The following is a 16767-nucleotide window of genomic DNA, read 5'->3' on the forward strand; positions in this document are numbered from 1 at the left end:
AATCATGTCGGCCCGTTTATTCGCTCTGGTCTTGTGACGTCCCTCTGATGAGCTGTCTTCGCCCCTAGCCCCAAATCATTGCCGCCCAGCGGAGTAACAGCATCGCGCCGCAGATGGCAATCAGCACCAGCACCATTTTCCAGTGTTTTACGGCAAAGCGTTTTGTTGGCATAACCTAATCCTTGTTCGTTGATACCCACAGTCTACCAAACAGGACCGAAATATGCCCCTTCTCGGGATCGATTGGGTTATGCCAGCGTAGGGTTCAGCTCAGAACCAGTGGAATCGTTCGGCGAGAATCAACAATAAACCTGTGGCGGAAAGGATGTTTAAAATCACAACCGTTCTACTGGATACGTTCATAGTATGCACCTTTGGGTTTAAAGATCTGTTCAAGAGTAGCCCAGCATCTCTGAAATGCGAGCATCGGGAATTGCGATCTGCAAATTCATGCGAAAGTGCCAGCACATCAATCTGCCAGCAGAGGGTGCAATCTCCCTTTTGTTAGTGTTAACATTGCAAGGCTTGCCGTATATCCGGCGTTGTCTGATTTTCCGGCAGGTGAATGATGACGAACCAATTTGACGATTGTTGGTCAGATGGTGTCGTAATCTATTGTCAAATCACGATTATTTTCTTTGTATATGCTCTTATGTGTGGGGCATCACTGCAAATAAGGATATAAAATGCCTGTAATTACTCTTCCTGATGGCAGCCAACGCCATTTCGACCACGCTGTTAGCCCTATGGATGTCGCCCTGGACATCGGTCCTGGCCTCGCGAAAGCGACCATCGCCGGCCGTGTTAACGGTGAGCTGGTTGATGCGTCCGATCTGATTGAAAACGATGCGACGCTTGCAATCATCACCGCGAAAGACGAAGAAGGTCTGGAGATCATTCGTCACTCCTGCGCACACCTGTTGGGTCATGCTATCAAGCAGCTGTGGCCAAACACCAAAATGGCGATCGGTCCGGTTATCGACAACGGTTTCTACTACGACGTTGATCTTGACCACACCCTGACCCAGGAAGATATCGACGCGCTCGAAAAACGTATGCACGAGCTCGCCGAGACCAACTATGACGTCATCAAGAAGAAAGTCAGCTGGCACGAAGCGCGTGAAACCTTCGTCAAGCGTGGCGAAAGCTATAAAGTCTCTATTCTCGATGAAAACATTGCTCATGATGACAAGCCTGGCTTGTACCATCACGAAGAATACGTCGACATGTGCCGTGGACCGCACGTGCCGAACATGCGCTTCTGTCATCATTTCAAACTGATGAAGATCGCCGGCGCCTACTGGCGTGGCGACAGCAACAACAAGATGTTGCAGCGTATCTATGGTACCGCGTGGGCGGATAAGAAAGCCCTGAACGCGTACCTGCAGCGCCTGGAAGAGGCCGCGAAGCGTGACCACCGTAAAATCGGTAAGCAGCTTGACCTGTACCACATGCAGGAAGAAGCGCCGGGTATGGTGTTCTGGCATAACGATGGCTGGACTATCTTCCGTGAACTGGAAACGTTCGTACGTTCCAAGCTGAAAGAGTACCAGTATCAGGAAGTGAAAGGCCCGTTCATGATGGACCGTGTGCTGTGGGAAAAAACCGGCCACTGGGACAACTACAAAGATGCGATGTTCACCACCTCGTCCGAGAACCGTGAATACTGCATCAAGCCAATGAACTGCCCGGGCCACGTTCAGATCTTCAACCAGGGTCTGAAATCCTACCGCGACCTGCCGCTGCGTATGGCGGAGTTCGGTAGCTGCCACCGTAACGAACCATCAGGTGCGCTGCACGGTCTGATGCGCGTTCGTGGCTTTACTCAGGATGATGCGCATATCTTCTGTACTGAAGATCAGGTACGTGATGAAGTTAACGCCTGTATTCGTATGGTCTACGATATGTACAGCACCTTTGGCTTCGAGAAGATCGTGGTCAAACTCTCAACGCGTCCGGAAAAACGTATCGGTAGCGATGAGACCTGGGATCGCGCAGAAGCGGATCTCGCCGTAGCGCTGGAAGAGAACGGTATTCCGTTCGAATACCAGCTGGGCGAGGGCGCATTCTACGGTCCGAAAATTGAATTTACCCTGTATGACTGCCTCGATCGCGCATGGCAGTGCGGTACTGTACAGCTGGACTTCTCCCTGCCGCAGCGTTTAAGCGCCTCTTATGTTGGCGAAGACAACGAGCGTCAGGTACCGGTCATGATTCACCGTGCTATTCTCGGTTCTCTGGAGCGCTTCATCGGCATCCTGACCGAAGAGTTCGCGGGCTTCTTCCCAACCTGGCTTGCGCCAGTGCAGGTCGTGGTGATGAACATTACCGATTCTCAGGCAGATTACGTTAAAGAATTGACGCAGAAACTACAAAATGCGGGCATTCGCGTAAAAGCAGACTTGAGAAATGAGAAGATTGGCTTTAAAATCCGCGAGCACACTTTACGTCGTGTCCCGTATATGTTGGTCTGTGGTGATAAAGAGGTGGAAGCAGGCAAAGTTGCCGTTCGCACCCGCCGTGGTAAAGACCTGGGCAGCCTGGACGTAAGTGAAGTGATTGAGAAGCTGCAACAAGAGATTCGCAGCCGCAGTCTTCAACAACTGGAGGAATAAGGTATTAAAGGCGGAAAACGAGTTCAAACGGCACGTCCGAATCGTATCAATGGCGAGATTCGCGCCCAGGAAGTTCGCTTAACAGGTCTGGAAGGCGAGCAGCTGGGGATTGTGAGTCTGAGAGAAGCGATCGAAAAGGCTGAAGAAGCTGGAGTAGATTTAGTTGAAATCAGCCCTAACGCCGAACCGCCAGTTTGTCGTATCATGGACTACGGCAAGTTCCTTTATGAAAAGAGTAAGTCTTCTAAGGAACAGAAGAAGAAGCAAAAAGTTATCCAGGTTAAGGAAATCAAATTCCGTCCTGGTACCGACGATGGCGATTATCAGGTAAAACTCCGCAGCCTGATTCGCTTTCTGGAAGATGGCGATAAGGCCAAGATCACACTGCGTTTCCGCGGTCGTGAGATGGCCCACCAACAGATTGGTATGGAAGTGCTTAACCGCGTCCGTGACGATCTGAGTGAACTGGCAGTAGTCGAATCCTTCCCTACGAAGATCGAAGGCCGCCAGATGATCATGGTGCTCGCTCCTAAGAAGAAACAGTAAGGCCTTCAAGCAGCAAAATCTGTGGAGCCTTCGGGTTTCATAGGTTTTGTTCGCCTATGTTTCGTTTATTTAACAATGCGAAGTGGAAGTTATTAAGATGCCAAAAATTAAGACCGTACGCGGTGCTGCTAAGCGCTTCAAAAAAACCGGTGGTGGTGGATTTAAGCGTAAGCACGCAAACCTGCGTCATATTCTGACCAAAAAATCTACTAAGCGTAAACGTCACCTGCGTCCAAAAGGCCTTGTTTCTAAAGGCGATCTGGGTCTGGTTATCGCGTGCCTGCCGTACGCATAAGCCGTTAACGTTTAATTTTTTACTAAGAATATAGATACAGGAGAGCACATATGGCTCGCGTAAAACGTGGTGTAATTGCACGTGCACGTCACAAGAAAATTTTGAAACAAGCTAAAGGCTACTACGGTGCGCGTTCACGCGTATACCGCGTTGCCTTCCAGGCTGTTATCAAAGCAGGTCAGTACGCTTACCGTGACCGTCGTCAGCGTAAGCGTCAGTTCCGTCAACTGTGGATTGCGCGTATCAACGCAGCAGCACGTCAGAACGGTATTTCTTACAGCAAATTCATCAACGGCCTGAAAAAAGCCTCTGTTGAAATCGACCGTAAGATCCTGGCTGACATCGCAGTATTCGACAAAGTAGCGTTCACCGCTCTGGTCGAAAAAGCGAAAGCAGCACTGGCATAAGCCAGTTGAGAGAGGGGGCCTGGCTCCCTCTTTTCATTTAACACCATCAGAAGATTGACATTTATCCGTGCAGGCTTTTCAATAAGGTCTTACCGGTTTATACCCAACAAGGTAACGCAAGCATGAATGCTGCTATTTTCCGTTTCTTCTTTTACTTTAGCACCTGACTCCAGGAGGCTAGCGCGTGAAAGATGAAACGAAAAACAGCGCCAGATAAGCCTCCCGATGGAGGCTTTTTTTGTGCCTGAATTTGAGAGAATAACTCCACCAAATCGGTGTCTGCACCGACATAATGAGGAAAATCATGTCACATCTCGCAGAGCTGGTTGCCAGTGCAACAGCCGCCATTAATCAGGCCTCAGATGTTGCCGCGTTAGACAATGTCCGCGTCGAATATCTTGGGAAAAAAGGGCACCTGACCCTTCAAATGATAACCCTGCGTGAACTGCCGCCAGAAGAACGCCCGGCAGCGGGTGCGGTGATTAACGAAGCCAAAGAGCAGGTTCAGCAGGCGCTGAACGCGCGTAAGGCCGAGCTGGAGAGCGCGGTACTAAACGCGCGTCTTGCGGCAGAAACCATCGACGTTTCTCTGCCGGGTCGCCGTATTGAAAACGGTGGTCTGCATCCGGTTACCCGTACTATCGATCGTATTGAAAGTTTCTTCGGTGAGCTCGGCTTTACCGTGGCGACTGGCCCGGAAATCGAAGATGATTACCACAACTTCGACGCCCTGAACATTCCTGGCCATCATCCGGCACGCGCTGACCACGACACTTTCTGGTTTGACGCGACGCGTCTGCTGCGTACCCAGACCTCTGGCGTTCAGATCCGTACCATGAAGGATCAGGAACCGCCAATCCGCATCATCGCGCCGGGCCGCGTGTATCGTAACGACTACGATCAGACCCACACCCCAATGTTCCACCAGATGGAAGGTCTGATTGTTGATAAAAACATCAGCTTCACCAACCTGAAGGGCACGCTGCACGATTTCCTGAACAACTTCTTTGAGGAAGATCTGCAGGTTCGTTTCCGTCCGTCCTACTTCCCGTTCACTGAACCGTCTGCGGAAGTTGACGTGATGGGTAAAAACGGCAAATGGCTGGAAGTGCTGGGCTGCGGCATGGTGCATCCAAACGTGCTGCGCAACGTGGGTATCGATCCGGAAGTATACTCCGGCTTTGCCTTCGGCATGGGCATGGAGCGTTTGACCATGCTGCGCTACGGCGTGACCGACTTACGTGCATTCTTCGAAAACGATCTGCGTTTCCTCAAACAGTTTAAATAAGGGCAGGACAGAACAATGAAATTCAGTGAACTGTGGTTACGCGAGTGGGTGAACACCACGCTGGACAGCGAAGCGCTTTCCAACCAGATCACCATGGCGGGCCTGGAAGTTGACGGCGTTGAGCCGGTTTCCGGTGCCTTCAACGGCGTCGTGGTGGGTGAAGTAGTCGAGTGCGGCCAGCACCCTAACGCTGACAAACTGCGCGTGACAAAAGTGAACGTAGGCGGCGACCGTCTGCTGGACATCGTCTGCGGTGCGCCAAACTGCCGTCAGGGCCTGAAGGTGGCCGTGGCGACCGTCGGTGCCGTGCTGCCAGGTGATTTCAAAATCAAAGCGGCCAAGCTGCGCGGTGAGCCGTCTGAAGGCATGCTGTGCTCGTTCTCCGAGCTGGGTATTTCCGACGACCACAACGGCATCATCGAGCTGCCGCTGGATGCGCCAGTTGGCACCGATATCCGTGAATACCTGAAGCTTGATGACAATACTATCGAAATCAGCGTCACGCCAAACCGTGCCGACTGCTTAGGTATCATCGGCGTGGCGCGCGACGTTGCCGTACTGAACCAGACCGAACTCAACGCGCCGGAGATTGTGCCGGTTGAAGCGACCATCAGTGACGTGCTGCCGATTCAGGTTGACGCTGCTGATGCCTGCCCGCGCTACCTCGGTCGCGTGGTAAAAGGCATTAACGTTAAAGCGCCAACCCCGCTTTGGATGAAAGAGAAGCTGCGCCGCTGCGGTATCCGCTCAATCGACGCCGTGGTTGACGTCACTAACTACGTTCTGCTGGAGCTGGGCCAGCCGATGCACGCGTTCGATAAAGATCGTATCGACGGCGGCATCGTTGTGCGCATGGCGAAAGAGGGGGAAACCCTGGTGCTGCTGGACGGCACAGAAGCCAAACTGAACGCCGACACCCTTGTGATTGCTGACCACAGCAAAGCGCTGGCGATGGGCGGTATCTTTGGTGGCGAACACTCTGGCGTCAACGACGAAACGCAAAACGTCCTGCTCGAATGTGCGTTCTTCAGCCCGCTCTCCATCACCGGCCGCGCGCGCCGTCACGGCCTGCACACCGATGCGTCTCACCGCTACGAGCGCGGCGTTGACCCAGCGCTGCAGTACAAAGCGATGGAGCGTGCAACCCGCCTGCTGATCGACATCTGCGGCGGCGAAGCGGGCCCGGTTATCGACGTCACCAACGAAGCGACCCTGCCGAAGCGTGCGACCATTACCCTGCGCCGCAGCAAGCTGGATCGCCTGATTGGGCACCACGTTGCCGACGCGCAGGTGACCGATATCCTGAAGCGTCTGGGCTGTGAAGTGACCGAAGGTCAGGACGAGTGGAAGGCCGTTGCGCCGTCATGGCGTTTCGACATGGGAATTGAAGAAGATCTGGTGGAAGAAGTGGCCCGTGTTTACGGCTACAACAACATCCCTGACGAGCCTGTGCAGGCGGGTCTGGTGATGGGCACCCACCGTGAAGCCGACCTGTCCCTGAAGCGTGTGAAAACCATGCTGAACGACAAAGGCTACCAGGAAGTGATCACCTACAGCTTCGTTGATCCTAAGCTGCAGCAGCTGATCCACCCGGGTCAGGAAGCGCTGATCCTGCCAAGCCCAATCTCCAGCGAAATGTCCGCGATGCGTCTGTCCCTGTGGACGGGCCTGCTGGGGACTATCGTTTACAACCAGAACCGCCAGCAAAACCGCGTGCGCATTTTCGAAAGCGGTTTGCGCTTTGTGCCGGATAATCAGGCAAATTTAGGCATCCGTCAGGATCTCATGCTGGCTGGTGCCATCAGCGGTAACCGCTACGAAGAGCACTGGGACCTGGCAAAAGGCACGGTTGATTTCTACGATATGAAGGGCGATCTGGAAGCGATTCTGGATCTGACCGGTAAATTATCTGAAATTGAGTTCCGCGCGGAAGCGATTCCTGCGCTCCATCCGGGCCAGAGCGCGGCGATTTATTTAGACGGCAAACGCGTTGGTTTCATTGGCGTTGTCCACCCGGAGCTGGAGCGTAAGCTGGACCTGAACGGCCGTACCATCGTGTTCGAGCTGGAGTGGAGCCCGGTTGCAGACCGCGTCATTCCTCAGGCGCAGGACGTCTCCCGCTTCCCGGCGAACCGCCGTGATATCGCGGTTGTAGTCGCTGAAAACGTGCCCGCAGCAGATATTTTGGCCGAATGTAAGAAAGTTGGCGTAAATCAGGTAGTTGGCGTAAACTTATTTGACGTGTACCGCGGCAAGGGCGTAGCAGAAGGTTTCAAGAGCCTCGCTATCAGCCTTATCCTTCAGGATACCAGCCGTACACTCGAAGAAGAGGAGATTGCCGCTACCGTCGCCAAATGTGTAGAGGCATTAAAAGAGCGATTCCAGGCATCATTGAGGGATTGAACCTATGGCGCTTACAAAAGCTGAAATGTCAGAATATCTGTTTGATAAGCTTGGGCTTAGCAAACGGGATGCCAAAGAGCTGGTAGAGCTGTTTTTCGAAGAGATCCGTCGTGCTCTGGAAAATGGTGAGCAGGTAAAACTCTCCGGTTTTGGCAATTTTGATTTGCGAGACAAAAACCAACGTCCGGGCCGTAACCCGAAGACGGGGGAAGATATTCCCATTACAGCCCGCCGCGTGGTGACCTTCAGACCCGGCCAGAAGTTAAAGAGCCGCGTCGAAAACGCAACGCCTAAAGCAGAGTAATATGAACTAACCAAAAAGGCCGCCCACGCGGCCTTTTTTCTTTGCGCTCTCCGGCAAACACGCCGTAAAATCAATTACATCACTCGCTAACAAACCGTACACATGCTTGATTATGCTCATCGCCAGCACCGTTCCGATCGGCGTCGCCTGCTTCTGCTGGTGCTGCTGCTTATTCTTGCCGCGGGTATTAGCCTCTGCGCAGGCGACAGCTGGATCGGGCCTGAAAGCTGGCTGGGGCCTGACGGTCAGCTCTTCGTCTGGCAAATTCGCCTGCCGCGCACCGTCGCGGTGATCCTGGTCGGCGCCGCGCTGGCGCTGTCTGGCACTATTATGCAGGCGCTGTTCGAAAACCCGCTGGCGGAGCCCGGCCTGCTGGGGGTGTCGAACGGTGCAGGCGTCGGGCTGATTGCGGCGGTGATGCTGGGCGGGGGAGGACTCTCCGGCTGGAGCATTAGCCTGAGCGCCATTCTTGGCGCACTGCTGATCACAGTCATTCTTCTTCGCTTCGCCAGACGTCACCTGTCGACCAGCCGGCTGCTGCTTGCCGGCGTCGCGCTGGGGATCATCTGTAGCGCGCTGATGACCTGGGCGGTCTACTTCTCGACCTCCTTTGACCTGCGTCAGCTCATGTACTGGATGATGGGCGGCTTTGGCGGCGTCGACTGGCACCAGGGCTGGCTAATGGCGCTGCTGGTGCCGGTCATCGCGTGGGCTGCGCTGCAGGCCCAGCCGCTGAATCGGCTCGCGCTGGGGGAAATCTCTGCCCGCCAGCTGGGCATGCCGATTGGTTTCTGGCGTAACGTACTGGTCATTGCCATTGGCTGGCTGGTAGGCGTGAGCGTGGCCCTGGCGGGGGCGATTGGCTTTATCGGGCTGGTTATTCCGCACATGCTACGTCTTTGCGGCTTCACGGATCATCGAACCTTGCTTCCGGCCTCGGCGGTTGCCGGGGCAGCCACGCTGCTGGTGGCCGACATCATCGCCCGTCTCGCCCTGACGGCCGCAGAATTGCCTGTTGGCGTGGTGACCGCAACGCTGGGCGCGCCAGTCTTTATCTGGCTACTATTAAAAGCTGGACGTTAAATCGACAACCTGAGGAAATGCTATGCAGTCAGATATCCTGAATACCGAAGTGACCACCATTGATGGGGATAACACCACGCTGGAAAGCTACAAAGGCAAGGTGTTGCTCATCGTCAACGTGGCATCGAAATGCGGCCTGACGCCGCAGTACGAGCAGCTGGAGAATATTCAGAAGGCCTGGGAGAAAGACGGTTTTACCGTGCTGGGCTTCCCGTGCAACCAGTTCCTGGGCCAGGAGCCGGGCAGCGAGGAAGAGATCAAAACCTTCTGCAGCACCACTTATGGCGTGACGTTCCCGATGTTCAGCAAAATTGACGTCAACGGTGAAGACCGCCATCCGCTGTATGCGAAGCTGATTGCCGCCGCGCCGAAGGCCGTTGCGCCGGAAGAGAGCGGTTTTTACGAGCGCATGGCCAGCAAAGGCCGCGCGCCGCTCTATCCGGACGATATTCTGTGGAACTTCGAAAAATTCCTGATTGGTCGTGACGGCCAGGTCGTTCAGCGTTTTTCGCCGGATATGACGCCTGAGGACCCGATCGTCATGGAATCTATTAAGCTGGCGCTGGCGAAATAATGTCGCTGCTGATGCAGCTCACGGACGTCGCCGAGAAGGGGCGTCTGGAGCCGGTAACCTGCGACATCAATTCGGGTGAAATCCTGCATCTCGTCGGGCCAAACGGCGCGGGTAAAAGTACGCTGCTGGCGCGGATGGCGGGGCTGACCACCGGGCCAGGGCAGATTACGCTGCTGGAACATGCTTTGGTCGACTGGTCACCCGCCTCGCTGGCCCACCGGCGCAGCTACATGGTGCAGCAGCAGGTACCGCCTTTTGCGATGCCGGTCTGGCATTATCTGATGCTGCATCTGCACGACAAACAGCATACGGCACTGCTGGAGGAAGTGGCTGCGGCGTTAGGGCTGGAAGATAAACTGTCCCGGCATGCCAGCCAGCTTTCTGGAGGAGAATGGCAGCGGGTGCGTCTGGCGGCGGTCATTCTGCAGATCCATCCCGCGGGCAATCCTCACGGGAGGATGCTGCTGCTGGATGAACCGATGAGCGGTCTGGATGTTGCCCAGCAGGCGGCGCTGGATAGCCTGCTAAGCGCTCTGAGCAGGAAAGGTATCGCCGTAGTGATGAGCAGCCACGATCTTAACCATACGTTACGTCACGCCCATCGCGTGTGGCTCCTGTCGCGCGGCAGGATGATCGCCAGCGGTACGCGGGATCGGGTCCTTACGCCGCCAAATCTTGCCCGCGCCTACAACATGTCGTTCCGCAGGCTGGATATAGAGGGACATAAGATGCTGATTTCTACCGGGCAGGAGTAACCGTTTCTTGCCTGTTAACACAATTGCACGCTAAATTACCAAAAGAACAATAAAAGCAGAGGATTCGTCTGAAAATGCGATTCTGGTTTCTCTTCGTGGCGGCACTCTTTCTTGCGGGATGCAGCAGCCATCGTGCACCGCCGCCTAATCCGCGGCTATCGGATTCTATCACCGTTATTGCCAGCCTTAACGATCAGCTGAGCAACTGGCGCGGCACGCCTTATCGCTACGGCGGCATGAGCCGCGGCGGGGTGGACTGCTCAGGCTTTGTCCTGATGACGTTTCGTGACAAGTTTGATTTACAGCTTCCGCGAGACACGCGCAAGCAGGCGGAAATAGGCACTGAAATTGATAAAGACGATCTCCTTCCCGGTGACCTGGTCTTTTTCAAAACCGGATCGGGAGAAAGCGGCCTGCATGTTGGGATATATGATACAGACAATCAGTTTATTCATGCCTCTACCAGCCGCGGCGTGATGCGCTCTTCTCTCGATAACGTGTACTGGCGTAAAAATTTCTGGCAGGCGCGACGTATTTAGACTGCCCGAACACGTTTCTTATGTCGGCATGGTAACTATTAAACCATGCCGTTTTTCTCAAATAAGCTGATTAAAGTTAAATTTACCTAAATTAGCAACATCCTTATGTGTCTGTTTTATCTAAAACTGGCTATTATTCAGTAACCAGGATAAGATTATTTTAGATTCAGGGATAAATCTGAAAATTAATACGGAACTAATGAAATTAAACTTATTAAAATCAAGACAGTGGAATTGTGTCAGCAATTGCTCCAGGATGTCCTCTCTCATCTTTAATGCGGGGCGAGTGCAATGATTATTACGCTAGATAATGCTTACCAGTCTGAACTGATGCTTCTGCCTGCCCGTAATAGCGCAGGCGAGCTAAAAGGTTTAGAAATACTGGTTAACTTTACTGGCGTCGGCACCGATGTGAGGATCCCCACTGAGCTCGTTATCCCTCGGCTTTCAGCGGCAGAGGAGTTAGCGCTGTTTAACGAAAAACTGCAATTGCTTGATACCTGTAAACTGTTTTTTATTCAGCATCAGTTAATTGCATGGATCAATATTACACCAGCAATTGTTGAGTTTTTATTAAGTAATGGGAATGCTGTTTCAATTCTTGAGCGTTATCCGTTTCTTGAGTTTACTGTTAATGAGAACTATCCAGGTTTAAATAACGGAAAGGACGATCTGCAGCTGGCAAGAATGGCGATCCATTTTCCGCTGGTGCTGGCAAACTTTGGAGCCGGTGCTGCATCGCTCAAGGCCGTCTATGATGGATTATTTAAACGGGTTATTCTTGATAAAGGATTCATCCAGCAGCGTGCTTCTGAGCTTTCTTTCGAGCCTTTTATGCGCGCGATCCTCTGGCAAATAACGCCGCACTGCCAGTCGGTGATCGTCTCCGGCATTGACGACCACGGTTTGCTGCAGCGCGTTCTGTCCTTCAATTTTGGTGCCATGCAGGGTGCGCTCTGGCCAGCCGTCTCGGCGGAGCACGTCACGACGCTCGTTCAGCAGCGATAACCCTGCCTTTCGCCCGTGTTTAAGTCCGGGTAAACCCTCTACACTAAAGGCAGGAGGACTTATGACCCTGTCTTTTACTGCTCACTGGCATGACGAGTTGCCTGGCTTTTACACCGCACTCAAACCAACACCGTTACATAATTCACGTCTTATCTGGCATAACGATCGGCTGGCCGATGAGCTGGCCATTCCGCCCGATCTGTTTCAGCGTTCAGACAGTGCTGGCGTCTGGGGAGGCGAGACGCTTCTCCCCGGTATGCAGCCTCTGGCTCAGGTCTATAGCGGACACCAGTTTGGCGTCTGGGCGGGGCAGCTGGGTGACGGCAGGGGGATCCTGCTCGGCGAACAACGGCTTCCCAACGGGGAGACGGTTGACTGGCATCTGAAAGGCGCAGGTCTTACCCCTTACTCACGAATGGGCGACGGGCGCGCGGTATTGCGGTCAACGATACGCGAAAGTCTGGCATCCGAAGCGATGCATGCGCTGGGGATTCCCACCACCCGCGCGCTGTCGATCGTCACCAGCGACACGCCGGTGACGCGCGAAACGGTGGAAAAGGGGGCTATGCTGATGCGCATAGCGCAAAGCCATCTCCGCTTTGGTCATTTTGAGCACTTTTACTATCGCCGCGAGCCGGACAAGGTTCGCCAGCTCGCGGACTTCGCCATTCGCCACCACTGGGCGCATCTGCAGGATGAGGCGGATAAATACGTTCTCTGGTTCCGGGACGTGGTTGCCCGTACCGCCACGATGATTGCGCGCTGGCAAACGGTAGGCTTTGCTCACGGGGTCATGAATACGGACAACATGTCGATTCTCGGCCTGACCTTTGATTACGGTCCGTTTGGTTTCCTGGACGATTATCAGCCGGGGTATATCTGCAACCATTCCGACTATCAGGGGCGTTACAGCTTTGATAATCAGCCGGCGGTTGGGCTGTGGAACCTCCAGCGGCTTGCACAAACCTTATCGCCGTTTATCGACGTTGATGCCCTGAACGATGCGCTCGACAGCTATCAGGACCTTTTGCTGCGGGAATACGGCACGCTGATGCGTAACAAGCTGGGGCTGATGACCCAGGAGAAGGGCGACAACGACATCCTCAACGGCCTGTTTACCCTGATGGCGCGTGAAGGGAGCGATTACACCCGCACCTTCCGAATGCTGAGCCAGACGGAGCAGCACAGCGCCGCCTCGCCGCTGCGCGACGAGTTTATTGACCGTCAGGCGTTTGACGACTGGTTTGCACAGTACCGCACGCGGCTGCAGCAGGAGCAGGTAGACGACGCTACCCGTCAGGCGCAGATGAACGCAGCGAATCCCGCGATGGTATTACGCAACTGGCTGGCGCAGCGGGCGATTGAGCAGGCAGAGCAGGGTGAGTACGACGAGCTACACCGTCTGCATCTGGCGTTGCGCACGCCGTTTGCCGACCGGGATGATGATTACGTCAGCCGCCCGCCTGACTGGGGCAAGCGGCTGGAGGTCAGCTGCTCAAGCTAGCGATTTTAGCCGGGCGGCGACGTTGCCTTTCCCGGCCTGTTCATCACTGAGCAACCCAGCCGCCATCCATATTCCACGCGGCGCCGCGAACGTTCACGGCGCCGTCGCTGCACAAAAATAGCGCCAGCTCGCCCAGCTGTTCCGGGGTAACAAACTCCCCTGAAGGCTGTTTCTCCGCCAGAAGCTGTTCGCGAGCCTGCTCCGGCGGTACGCCGTCCGCGATACGTTTGTCGATTTGCTGCTGCACCAGCGGGGTCAGTACCCAGCCGGGGCAGATAGTATTGGCGGTAATACCCGTGCGGGCGATTTCCAGCGCCAGGGATTTGGTAAAGCCCACCACGCCGTGCTTGGCCGCAACGTAGGCCGATTTCTCTTTCGACGCGACCAGCCCGTGAACGGAGGCGATATTGATGACGCGCCCCCAGTTTTTATCCCGCATGACCGGCAGCGCCAGCCGGCTGGTGTGAAACACCGCGGAAAGATTAATGGCGATAATGTCGTTCCATTTCTCTACCGGGAAGGCGTCAACCGGAGCCACGTGCTGGATCCCGGCGTTGTTCACAAGAATGTCCACGCCGCCAAACTGCGATTCGGCGTAGCGCATCATGGCCTCAATCTGCAATACGTCCCGCAGATCCGCATCGTGATAGCCCGGCTTTTTGCCCAGTTGCGCAATCTCTTCCCGTGCCGATGCGCTGTCGCCGAAGCCGTTGAGGATCAGCTGCGCGCCCGCCTTCGCCAGCACGCGGGCGATCCCCAGACCAATGCCGCTGGTTGAGCCGGTGACCAGGGCGGTTTTACCGTTCAGATTCATTTTTCTCTCCTTACACAATGCCGGTCAGATAGAACACGGCAATGACAAAAAGTACTGCCAGACTTTTAATGATGGTGATAGCGAAAATGCCGCCGTAGGCCTGGCGATGGCTCAGGCCGGTGATAGCCAGCAGAGTAATCACCGCGCCGTTATGGGGAAGGGTATCCATCCCGCCGCTCGCCATCGAGGCCACGCGGTGCAGCACCTCAAGCGGGATATTGGCCGCATGGGCGGCGGCGACAAACGAGTCGGACATGGCGGCAAGGGCAATACTCATCCCGCCGGACGCCGAACCGGTGATCCCCGCGAGCACGGTAACGCTGATGGCCTCATTTAGCAGCGGATTCGGAATGGCAGCCAGCGCTTTGGATAACACCAGGAACCCAGGCAGCGCCGCGATAACCGCGCCGAAACCGTATTCCGAGGCGGTATTCATCGCCGCCAGAATGGCTCCGCTCACCGCCGTTCGGCTGCCTTCAGCCAGACGCCCCCGGATATTGCGAAAGCCAAAAATCAGCACCAGCACGATACCGGCGATCAGCGCCGCCTCCACGGCCCAGATGGCGGTGATCTTGCTCACCTCGGTCACAATCGGTTTCGCCAGGCCAGGCAGGGTAAGCTCGTGACTCACGCCGTACCAGCCGGGGATCCAGCGGGTAAACAGCAGGTTCAGTATGCCCACCACCAGCAGCGGGGAGATAGCAATCAGCGGATGCGGGAGATTAATGTTATCCGGCGTCTCGGGTTCATTTTTCAGATCCGTGCCGTAACCTTCATTATTATTGAGCGCCTTCCGGCGCTGGCGCTCCAGCCAGAGCAGGCCAAAGATGATAATAAACAGAGAGCCGATAAGCCCCAGCCACGGGGCCGCCCAGGCGTTCGTGCCGAAGAAGCTGGTGGGGATGATATTCTGGATCTGCGGCGTGCCGGGCAGGGCGTCCATGGTAAACGAGAATGCCCCCAGCGCCACGGTGGCCGGGATCAGCCGCTTAGGGATGCCGCTCTGGCGAAACAGCTCGGCGGCAAACGGGTACACCGCAAACGCCACCACGAACAGCGAAACGCCGCCGTAGGTTAACAGCGCGCATACCAGGACAATCACCGGGATGGCGTGTCGACGCCCGAGGATCTGGATTGCGGCGGCGACGATGGAGCGTGAGAAGCCGGAAAGCTCAATCAGCTTGCCAAACACCGCACCCAGCAGGAACACCGGGAAGTAGAGCTTGACGAAGCCCACCATCTTTTCCATAAACAGGCCGGTAAACGTCGGGCCGACGGCACCCGGATCGGTCAGCAGCACGGCACCGAGCGCCGCGATCGGCGCAAACAAAATAACGCTGTATCCGCGGTAGGCCGCCAGCATCAGCAGTGCCAGCGCCGCCAGGGCTATTAACACACTCATTATGACTCCTCACTTTACTTATTATTCGGATACCAACGAGAGGTTTAACGCTCGACGGTCAGGGCAATGCCTTGTCCGCCGCCTACGCACAGGGTGACGAGCCCTTTTTTGACGTCACGGCGCTGCATTTCGTACAGCAGGGTCACGAGGATTCGGCAGCCGGAAGCACCAATCGGATGGCCCAGGGCGATGGCACCGCCGTTAACGTTGACCTTGTGCTCATCCCAGCCGAGCTGCTGGCCCACCGCCAACGCCTGGGCGGCAAAGGCTTCATTGGCTTCAATGAGGTCCACCTCGTCGAGCGTCCAGCCCGCCCGCGCCAGCGCCGTCCGGCAGGCGCTGACCGGGCCCATGCCCATTACTGACGGGTCAACGCCCGTCACGGCGTAACTCACGATGCGGCCAAGGACAGGCAATCCGCTCTCCCGCGCGTTTTCCTCGCTCATCAGCAGCACCGCGGCGGCACCGTCGTTGAGCGTGGAGGCATTCCCCGCCGTGACGGTGCCTTCCTCGTGCAAAAAGGCGGGGCGCAACTGCGCAAGCTGCTCTGCAGTAGTGCCTGGTCGGGGCTGTTCGTCACGATCAATAACCAGCGGCGGCTTTTTACCTTGTTTCACCGTCACCGGCGCTATCTCGGCGTCAAGCCGGCCGGACTCAATGGCGGACGCCGCTTTTTGCTGCGAGCGGGCGGCGAAGGCGTCCTGCTGCTCGCGGGAAATGTCATACTCGCGGGCGACGTTTTCAGCGGTGATCCCCATGTGGTAATCGTTGAATGCGTCCCACAGGCCGTCGGTAATCATGCTGTCCTTGAGGCCCGCATGCCCGAAACGTAGCCCGGCACGTGCGCCGTCCAGCAGATATGGGGCGTTGCTCATACTCTCCTGACCGCCGGCGATAACCACCTCCGCGTCGCCGCAGCGGATCGCCTGGGCGGCGAGCTGGACCGCTTTTAAGCCCGCGCCGCACACCAGGTTGACGGTGGTCGCCGGCGTGCTGACGGGCAACCCGGCGCCGATGGCCGTCTGGCGGGCGGGGTTTTGCCCGCATCCGGCCGTCAGCACCTGGCCGAAAATCAGTTCGTCTACCTGTTCGGCGCTGAGACCACTGTTCTCCAGCAGGTGCCGTACCGTGACGGCCCCAAGCTCAACCGCAGCAAGGGACGAGAGCGATCCGCGAAAACTGCCAATGGGGGTTCGCGTTGCCCCGACAATCATGACCTTTTTCATGCTG

General features: G+C 55.8%; 19 protein-coding genes and 1 other annotated feature. Of the genes, 14 read left to right on the plus strand and 5 right to left on the minus strand.

Annotated elements, in window-relative coordinates; genetic code table 11:
* Positions 1 to 64 precede the first annotated feature (64 nt).
* Both yniD and yncL read right to left on the minus strand, forming a co-directional pair.
* Entirely contained in the window at positions 65 to 172 is a 108-nt protein-coding gene (gene yniD / locus IM271_RS16410; RefSeq protein ID WP_008500658.1) for a small membrane protein YniD, read from the minus strand.
* A gap of 98 nt (positions 173 to 270) precedes the next feature.
* The gene (gene yncL, locus IM271_RS16415; RefSeq protein ID WP_021241082.1) at positions 271 to 363 is read right to left on the minus strand and encodes a stress response membrane protein YncL; all 93 of its coding nucleotides are present in this window, start codon (positions 361 to 363) and stop codon (positions 271 to 273) included.
* 323 nt (positions 364 to 686) lie between these two features.
* Here yncL and thrS point away from each other — a divergent pair, with 323 nt between their 5' ends.
* The 14 genes from thrS (at position 687) to selO (ending at position 13321) form a co-directional block, all read left to right on the plus strand.
* Entirely contained in the window at positions 687 to 2615 is a 1929-nt protein-coding gene (gene thrS, locus IM271_RS16420; protein WP_028012814.1) for a threonine--tRNA ligase, read from the plus strand.
* A gap of 3 nt (positions 2616 to 2618) precedes the next feature.
* On the plus strand, positions 2619 to 3161 hold the full coding sequence (infC, locus tag IM271_RS16425; RefSeq protein WP_023616141.1) for a translation initiation factor IF-3: 543 nt from the start codon (positions 2619 to 2621) through the stop codon (positions 3159 to 3161).
* A gap of 97 nt (positions 3162 to 3258) precedes the next feature.
* Positions 3259 to 3456 (plus strand): 50S ribosomal protein L35, encoded by a 198-nt coding sequence (gene rpmI, locus IM271_RS16430; RefSeq protein ID WP_003030583.1) that lies wholly within the window; start codon positions 3259 to 3261, stop codon positions 3454 to 3456.
* A gap of 50 nt (positions 3457 to 3506) precedes the next feature.
* Positions 3507 to 3863: a 50S ribosomal protein L20 gene (gene rplT, locus IM271_RS16435; RefSeq protein WP_000124850.1), complete on the plus strand. Its 357-nt coding sequence runs from the start codon at positions 3507 to 3509 to the stop codon at positions 3861 to 3863.
* 117 nt (positions 3864 to 3980) lie between these two features.
* Positions 3981 to 4105: a sequence feature (Phe leader region), on the plus strand.
* Positions 3986 to 4030 (plus strand): pheST operon leader peptide PheM, encoded by a 45-nt coding sequence (pheM, locus tag IM271_RS16440; protein WP_001386830.1) that lies wholly within the window; start codon positions 3986 to 3988, stop codon positions 4028 to 4030. Its footprint overlaps the feature before it by 45 nt.
* A 62-nt stretch (positions 4106 to 4167) precedes the next feature.
* On the plus strand, positions 4168 to 5151 hold the full coding sequence (gene pheS, locus IM271_RS16445; protein WP_193052876.1) for a phenylalanine--tRNA ligase subunit alpha: 984 nt from the start codon (positions 4168 to 4170) through the stop codon (positions 5149 to 5151).
* Between the two features lie 15 nt (positions 5152 to 5166).
* Positions 5167 to 7554 carry a phenylalanine--tRNA ligase subunit beta gene (gene pheT, locus IM271_RS16450; RefSeq protein WP_193052877.1) on the plus strand — a complete coding sequence of 796 codons (2388 nt, stop codon included), beginning with the start codon at positions 5167 to 5169 and terminating at the stop codon, positions 7552 to 7554.
* Positions 7555 to 7558: 4 nt separating this feature from the next.
* Positions 7559 to 7858, plus strand: a complete 300-nt coding sequence (gene ihfA / locus IM271_RS16455) for an integration host factor subunit alpha (RefSeq protein WP_003857805.1) — start codon at positions 7559 to 7561, stop codon at positions 7856 to 7858.
* A gap of 102 nt (positions 7859 to 7960) precedes the next feature.
* The gene (gene btuC, locus IM271_RS16460) at positions 7961 to 8941 is read left to right on the plus strand and encodes a vitamin B12 ABC transporter permease BtuC (RefSeq protein WP_088205301.1); all 981 of its coding nucleotides are present in this window, start codon (positions 7961 to 7963) and stop codon (positions 8939 to 8941) included.
* A 22-nt stretch (positions 8942 to 8963) separates the two neighbouring features.
* Complete coding sequence (locus IM271_RS16465; RefSeq protein WP_028012818.1) at positions 8964 to 9515, plus strand: glutathione peroxidase; 552 nt, start codon at positions 8964 to 8966, stop codon at positions 9513 to 9515.
* A complete protein-coding gene (gene btuD / locus IM271_RS16470; RefSeq protein WP_193052878.1) occupies positions 9515 to 10270 on the plus strand; it encodes a vitamin B12 ABC transporter ATP-binding protein BtuD in 756 nt (251 codons plus the stop codon). Before IM271_RS16465 ends, btuD begins: the two co-directional genes overlap by 1 nt.
* 74 nt (positions 10271 to 10344) lie before the next feature.
* Positions 10345 to 10809 carry a C40 family peptidase gene (locus IM271_RS16475; protein WP_028012820.1) on the plus strand — a complete coding sequence of 155 codons (465 nt, stop codon included), beginning with the start codon at positions 10345 to 10347 and terminating at the stop codon, positions 10807 to 10809.
* Positions 10810 to 11100: 291 nt separating this feature from the next.
* Positions 11101 to 11817, plus strand: coding sequence for an EAL domain-containing protein (locus tag IM271_RS16480; protein WP_028012821.1), 717 nt, complete (start codon positions 11101 to 11103; stop codon positions 11815 to 11817).
* Between the two features lie 61 nt (positions 11818 to 11878).
* Entirely contained in the window at positions 11879 to 13321 is a 1443-nt protein-coding gene (selO, locus tag IM271_RS16485; RefSeq protein ID WP_193052879.1) for a protein adenylyltransferase SelO, read from the plus strand.
* A gap of 43 nt (positions 13322 to 13364) precedes the next feature.
* On the opposite strand, the gene IM271_RS16490 is transcribed toward selO, so the two are convergent.
* From IM271_RS16490 to IM271_RS16500, 3 genes are read right to left on the minus strand one after another with little or no spacing between them, the layout of a single operon-like run.
* On the minus strand, positions 13365 to 14135 hold the full coding sequence (locus tag IM271_RS16490) for a 3-hydroxybutyrate dehydrogenase (protein WP_045261579.1): 771 nt from the start codon (positions 14133 to 14135) through the stop codon (positions 13365 to 13367).
* Positions 14136 to 14145: 10 nt separating this feature from the next.
* Positions 14146 to 15540, minus strand: coding sequence for a GntP family permease (locus tag IM271_RS16495; RefSeq protein WP_192971188.1), 1395 nt, complete (start codon positions 15538 to 15540; stop codon positions 14146 to 14148).
* A 41-nt stretch (positions 15541 to 15581) separates the two neighbouring features.
* Positions 15582 to 16763: an acetyl-CoA C-acetyltransferase gene (locus IM271_RS16500; RefSeq protein WP_193052880.1), complete on the minus strand. Its 1182-nt coding sequence runs from the start codon at positions 16761 to 16763 to the stop codon at positions 15582 to 15584.
* Between the last annotated feature and the right edge of the window lie 4 nt (positions 16764 to 16767).

The organism is Enterobacter cloacae complex sp. I3, from assembly GCF_014896175.1.
Lineage (GTDB): Bacteria > Pseudomonadota > Gammaproteobacteria > Enterobacterales > Enterobacteriaceae > Enterobacter > Enterobacter bugandensis.

Bases quoted from the DNA above. Each gene is read 5' to 3' on its own strand.
- yniD (WP_008500658.1), bottom strand. From the start codon at position 172: ATGCCAACAAAACGCTTTGCCGTAAAACACTGGAAAATGGTGCTGGTG.
- yncL (WP_021241082.1), bottom strand. From the start codon at position 363: ATGAACGTATCCAGTAGAACGGTTGTGATTTTAAACATCCTTTCCGCC.
- thrS (WP_028012814.1), top strand. From the start codon at position 687: ATGCCTGTAATTACTCTTCCTGATGGCAGCCAACGCCATTTCGACCAC.
- rpmI (WP_003030583.1), top strand. From the start codon at position 3,259: ATGCCAAAAATTAAGACCGTACGCGGTGCTGCTAAGCGCTTCAAAAAA.
- rplT (WP_000124850.1), top strand. From the start codon at position 3,507: ATGGCTCGCGTAAAACGTGGTGTAATTGCACGTGCACGTCACAAGAAA.
- pheS (WP_193052876.1), top strand. From the start codon at position 4,168: ATGTCACATCTCGCAGAGCTGGTTGCCAGTGCAACAGCCGCCATTAAT.
- pheT (WP_193052877.1), top strand. From the start codon at position 5,167: ATGAAATTCAGTGAACTGTGGTTACGCGAGTGGGTGAACACCACGCTG.
- ihfA (WP_003857805.1), top strand. From the start codon at position 7,559: ATGGCGCTTACAAAAGCTGAAATGTCAGAATATCTGTTTGATAAGCTT.
- btuC (WP_088205301.1), top strand. From the start codon at position 7,961: ATGCTTGATTATGCTCATCGCCAGCACCGTTCCGATCGGCGTCGCCTG.
- IM271_RS16465 (WP_028012818.1), top strand. From the start codon at position 8,964: ATGCAGTCAGATATCCTGAATACCGAAGTGACCACCATTGATGGGGAT.
- btuD (WP_193052878.1), top strand. From the start codon at position 9,515: ATGTCGCTGCTGATGCAGCTCACGGACGTCGCCGAGAAGGGGCGTCTG.
- IM271_RS16475 (WP_028012820.1), top strand. From the start codon at position 10,345: ATGCGATTCTGGTTTCTCTTCGTGGCGGCACTCTTTCTTGCGGGATGC.
- IM271_RS16480 (WP_028012821.1), top strand. From the start codon at position 11,101: ATGATTATTACGCTAGATAATGCTTACCAGTCTGAACTGATGCTTCTG.
- selO (WP_193052879.1), top strand. From the start codon at position 11,879: ATGACCCTGTCTTTTACTGCTCACTGGCATGACGAGTTGCCTGGCTTT.
- IM271_RS16490 (WP_045261579.1), bottom strand. From the start codon at position 14,135: ATGAATCTGAACGGTAAAACCGCCCTGGTCACCGGCTCAACCAGCGGC.
- IM271_RS16500 (WP_193052880.1), bottom strand. From the start codon at position 16,763: ATGAAAAAGGTCATGATTGTCGGGGCAACGCGAACCCCCATTGGCAGT.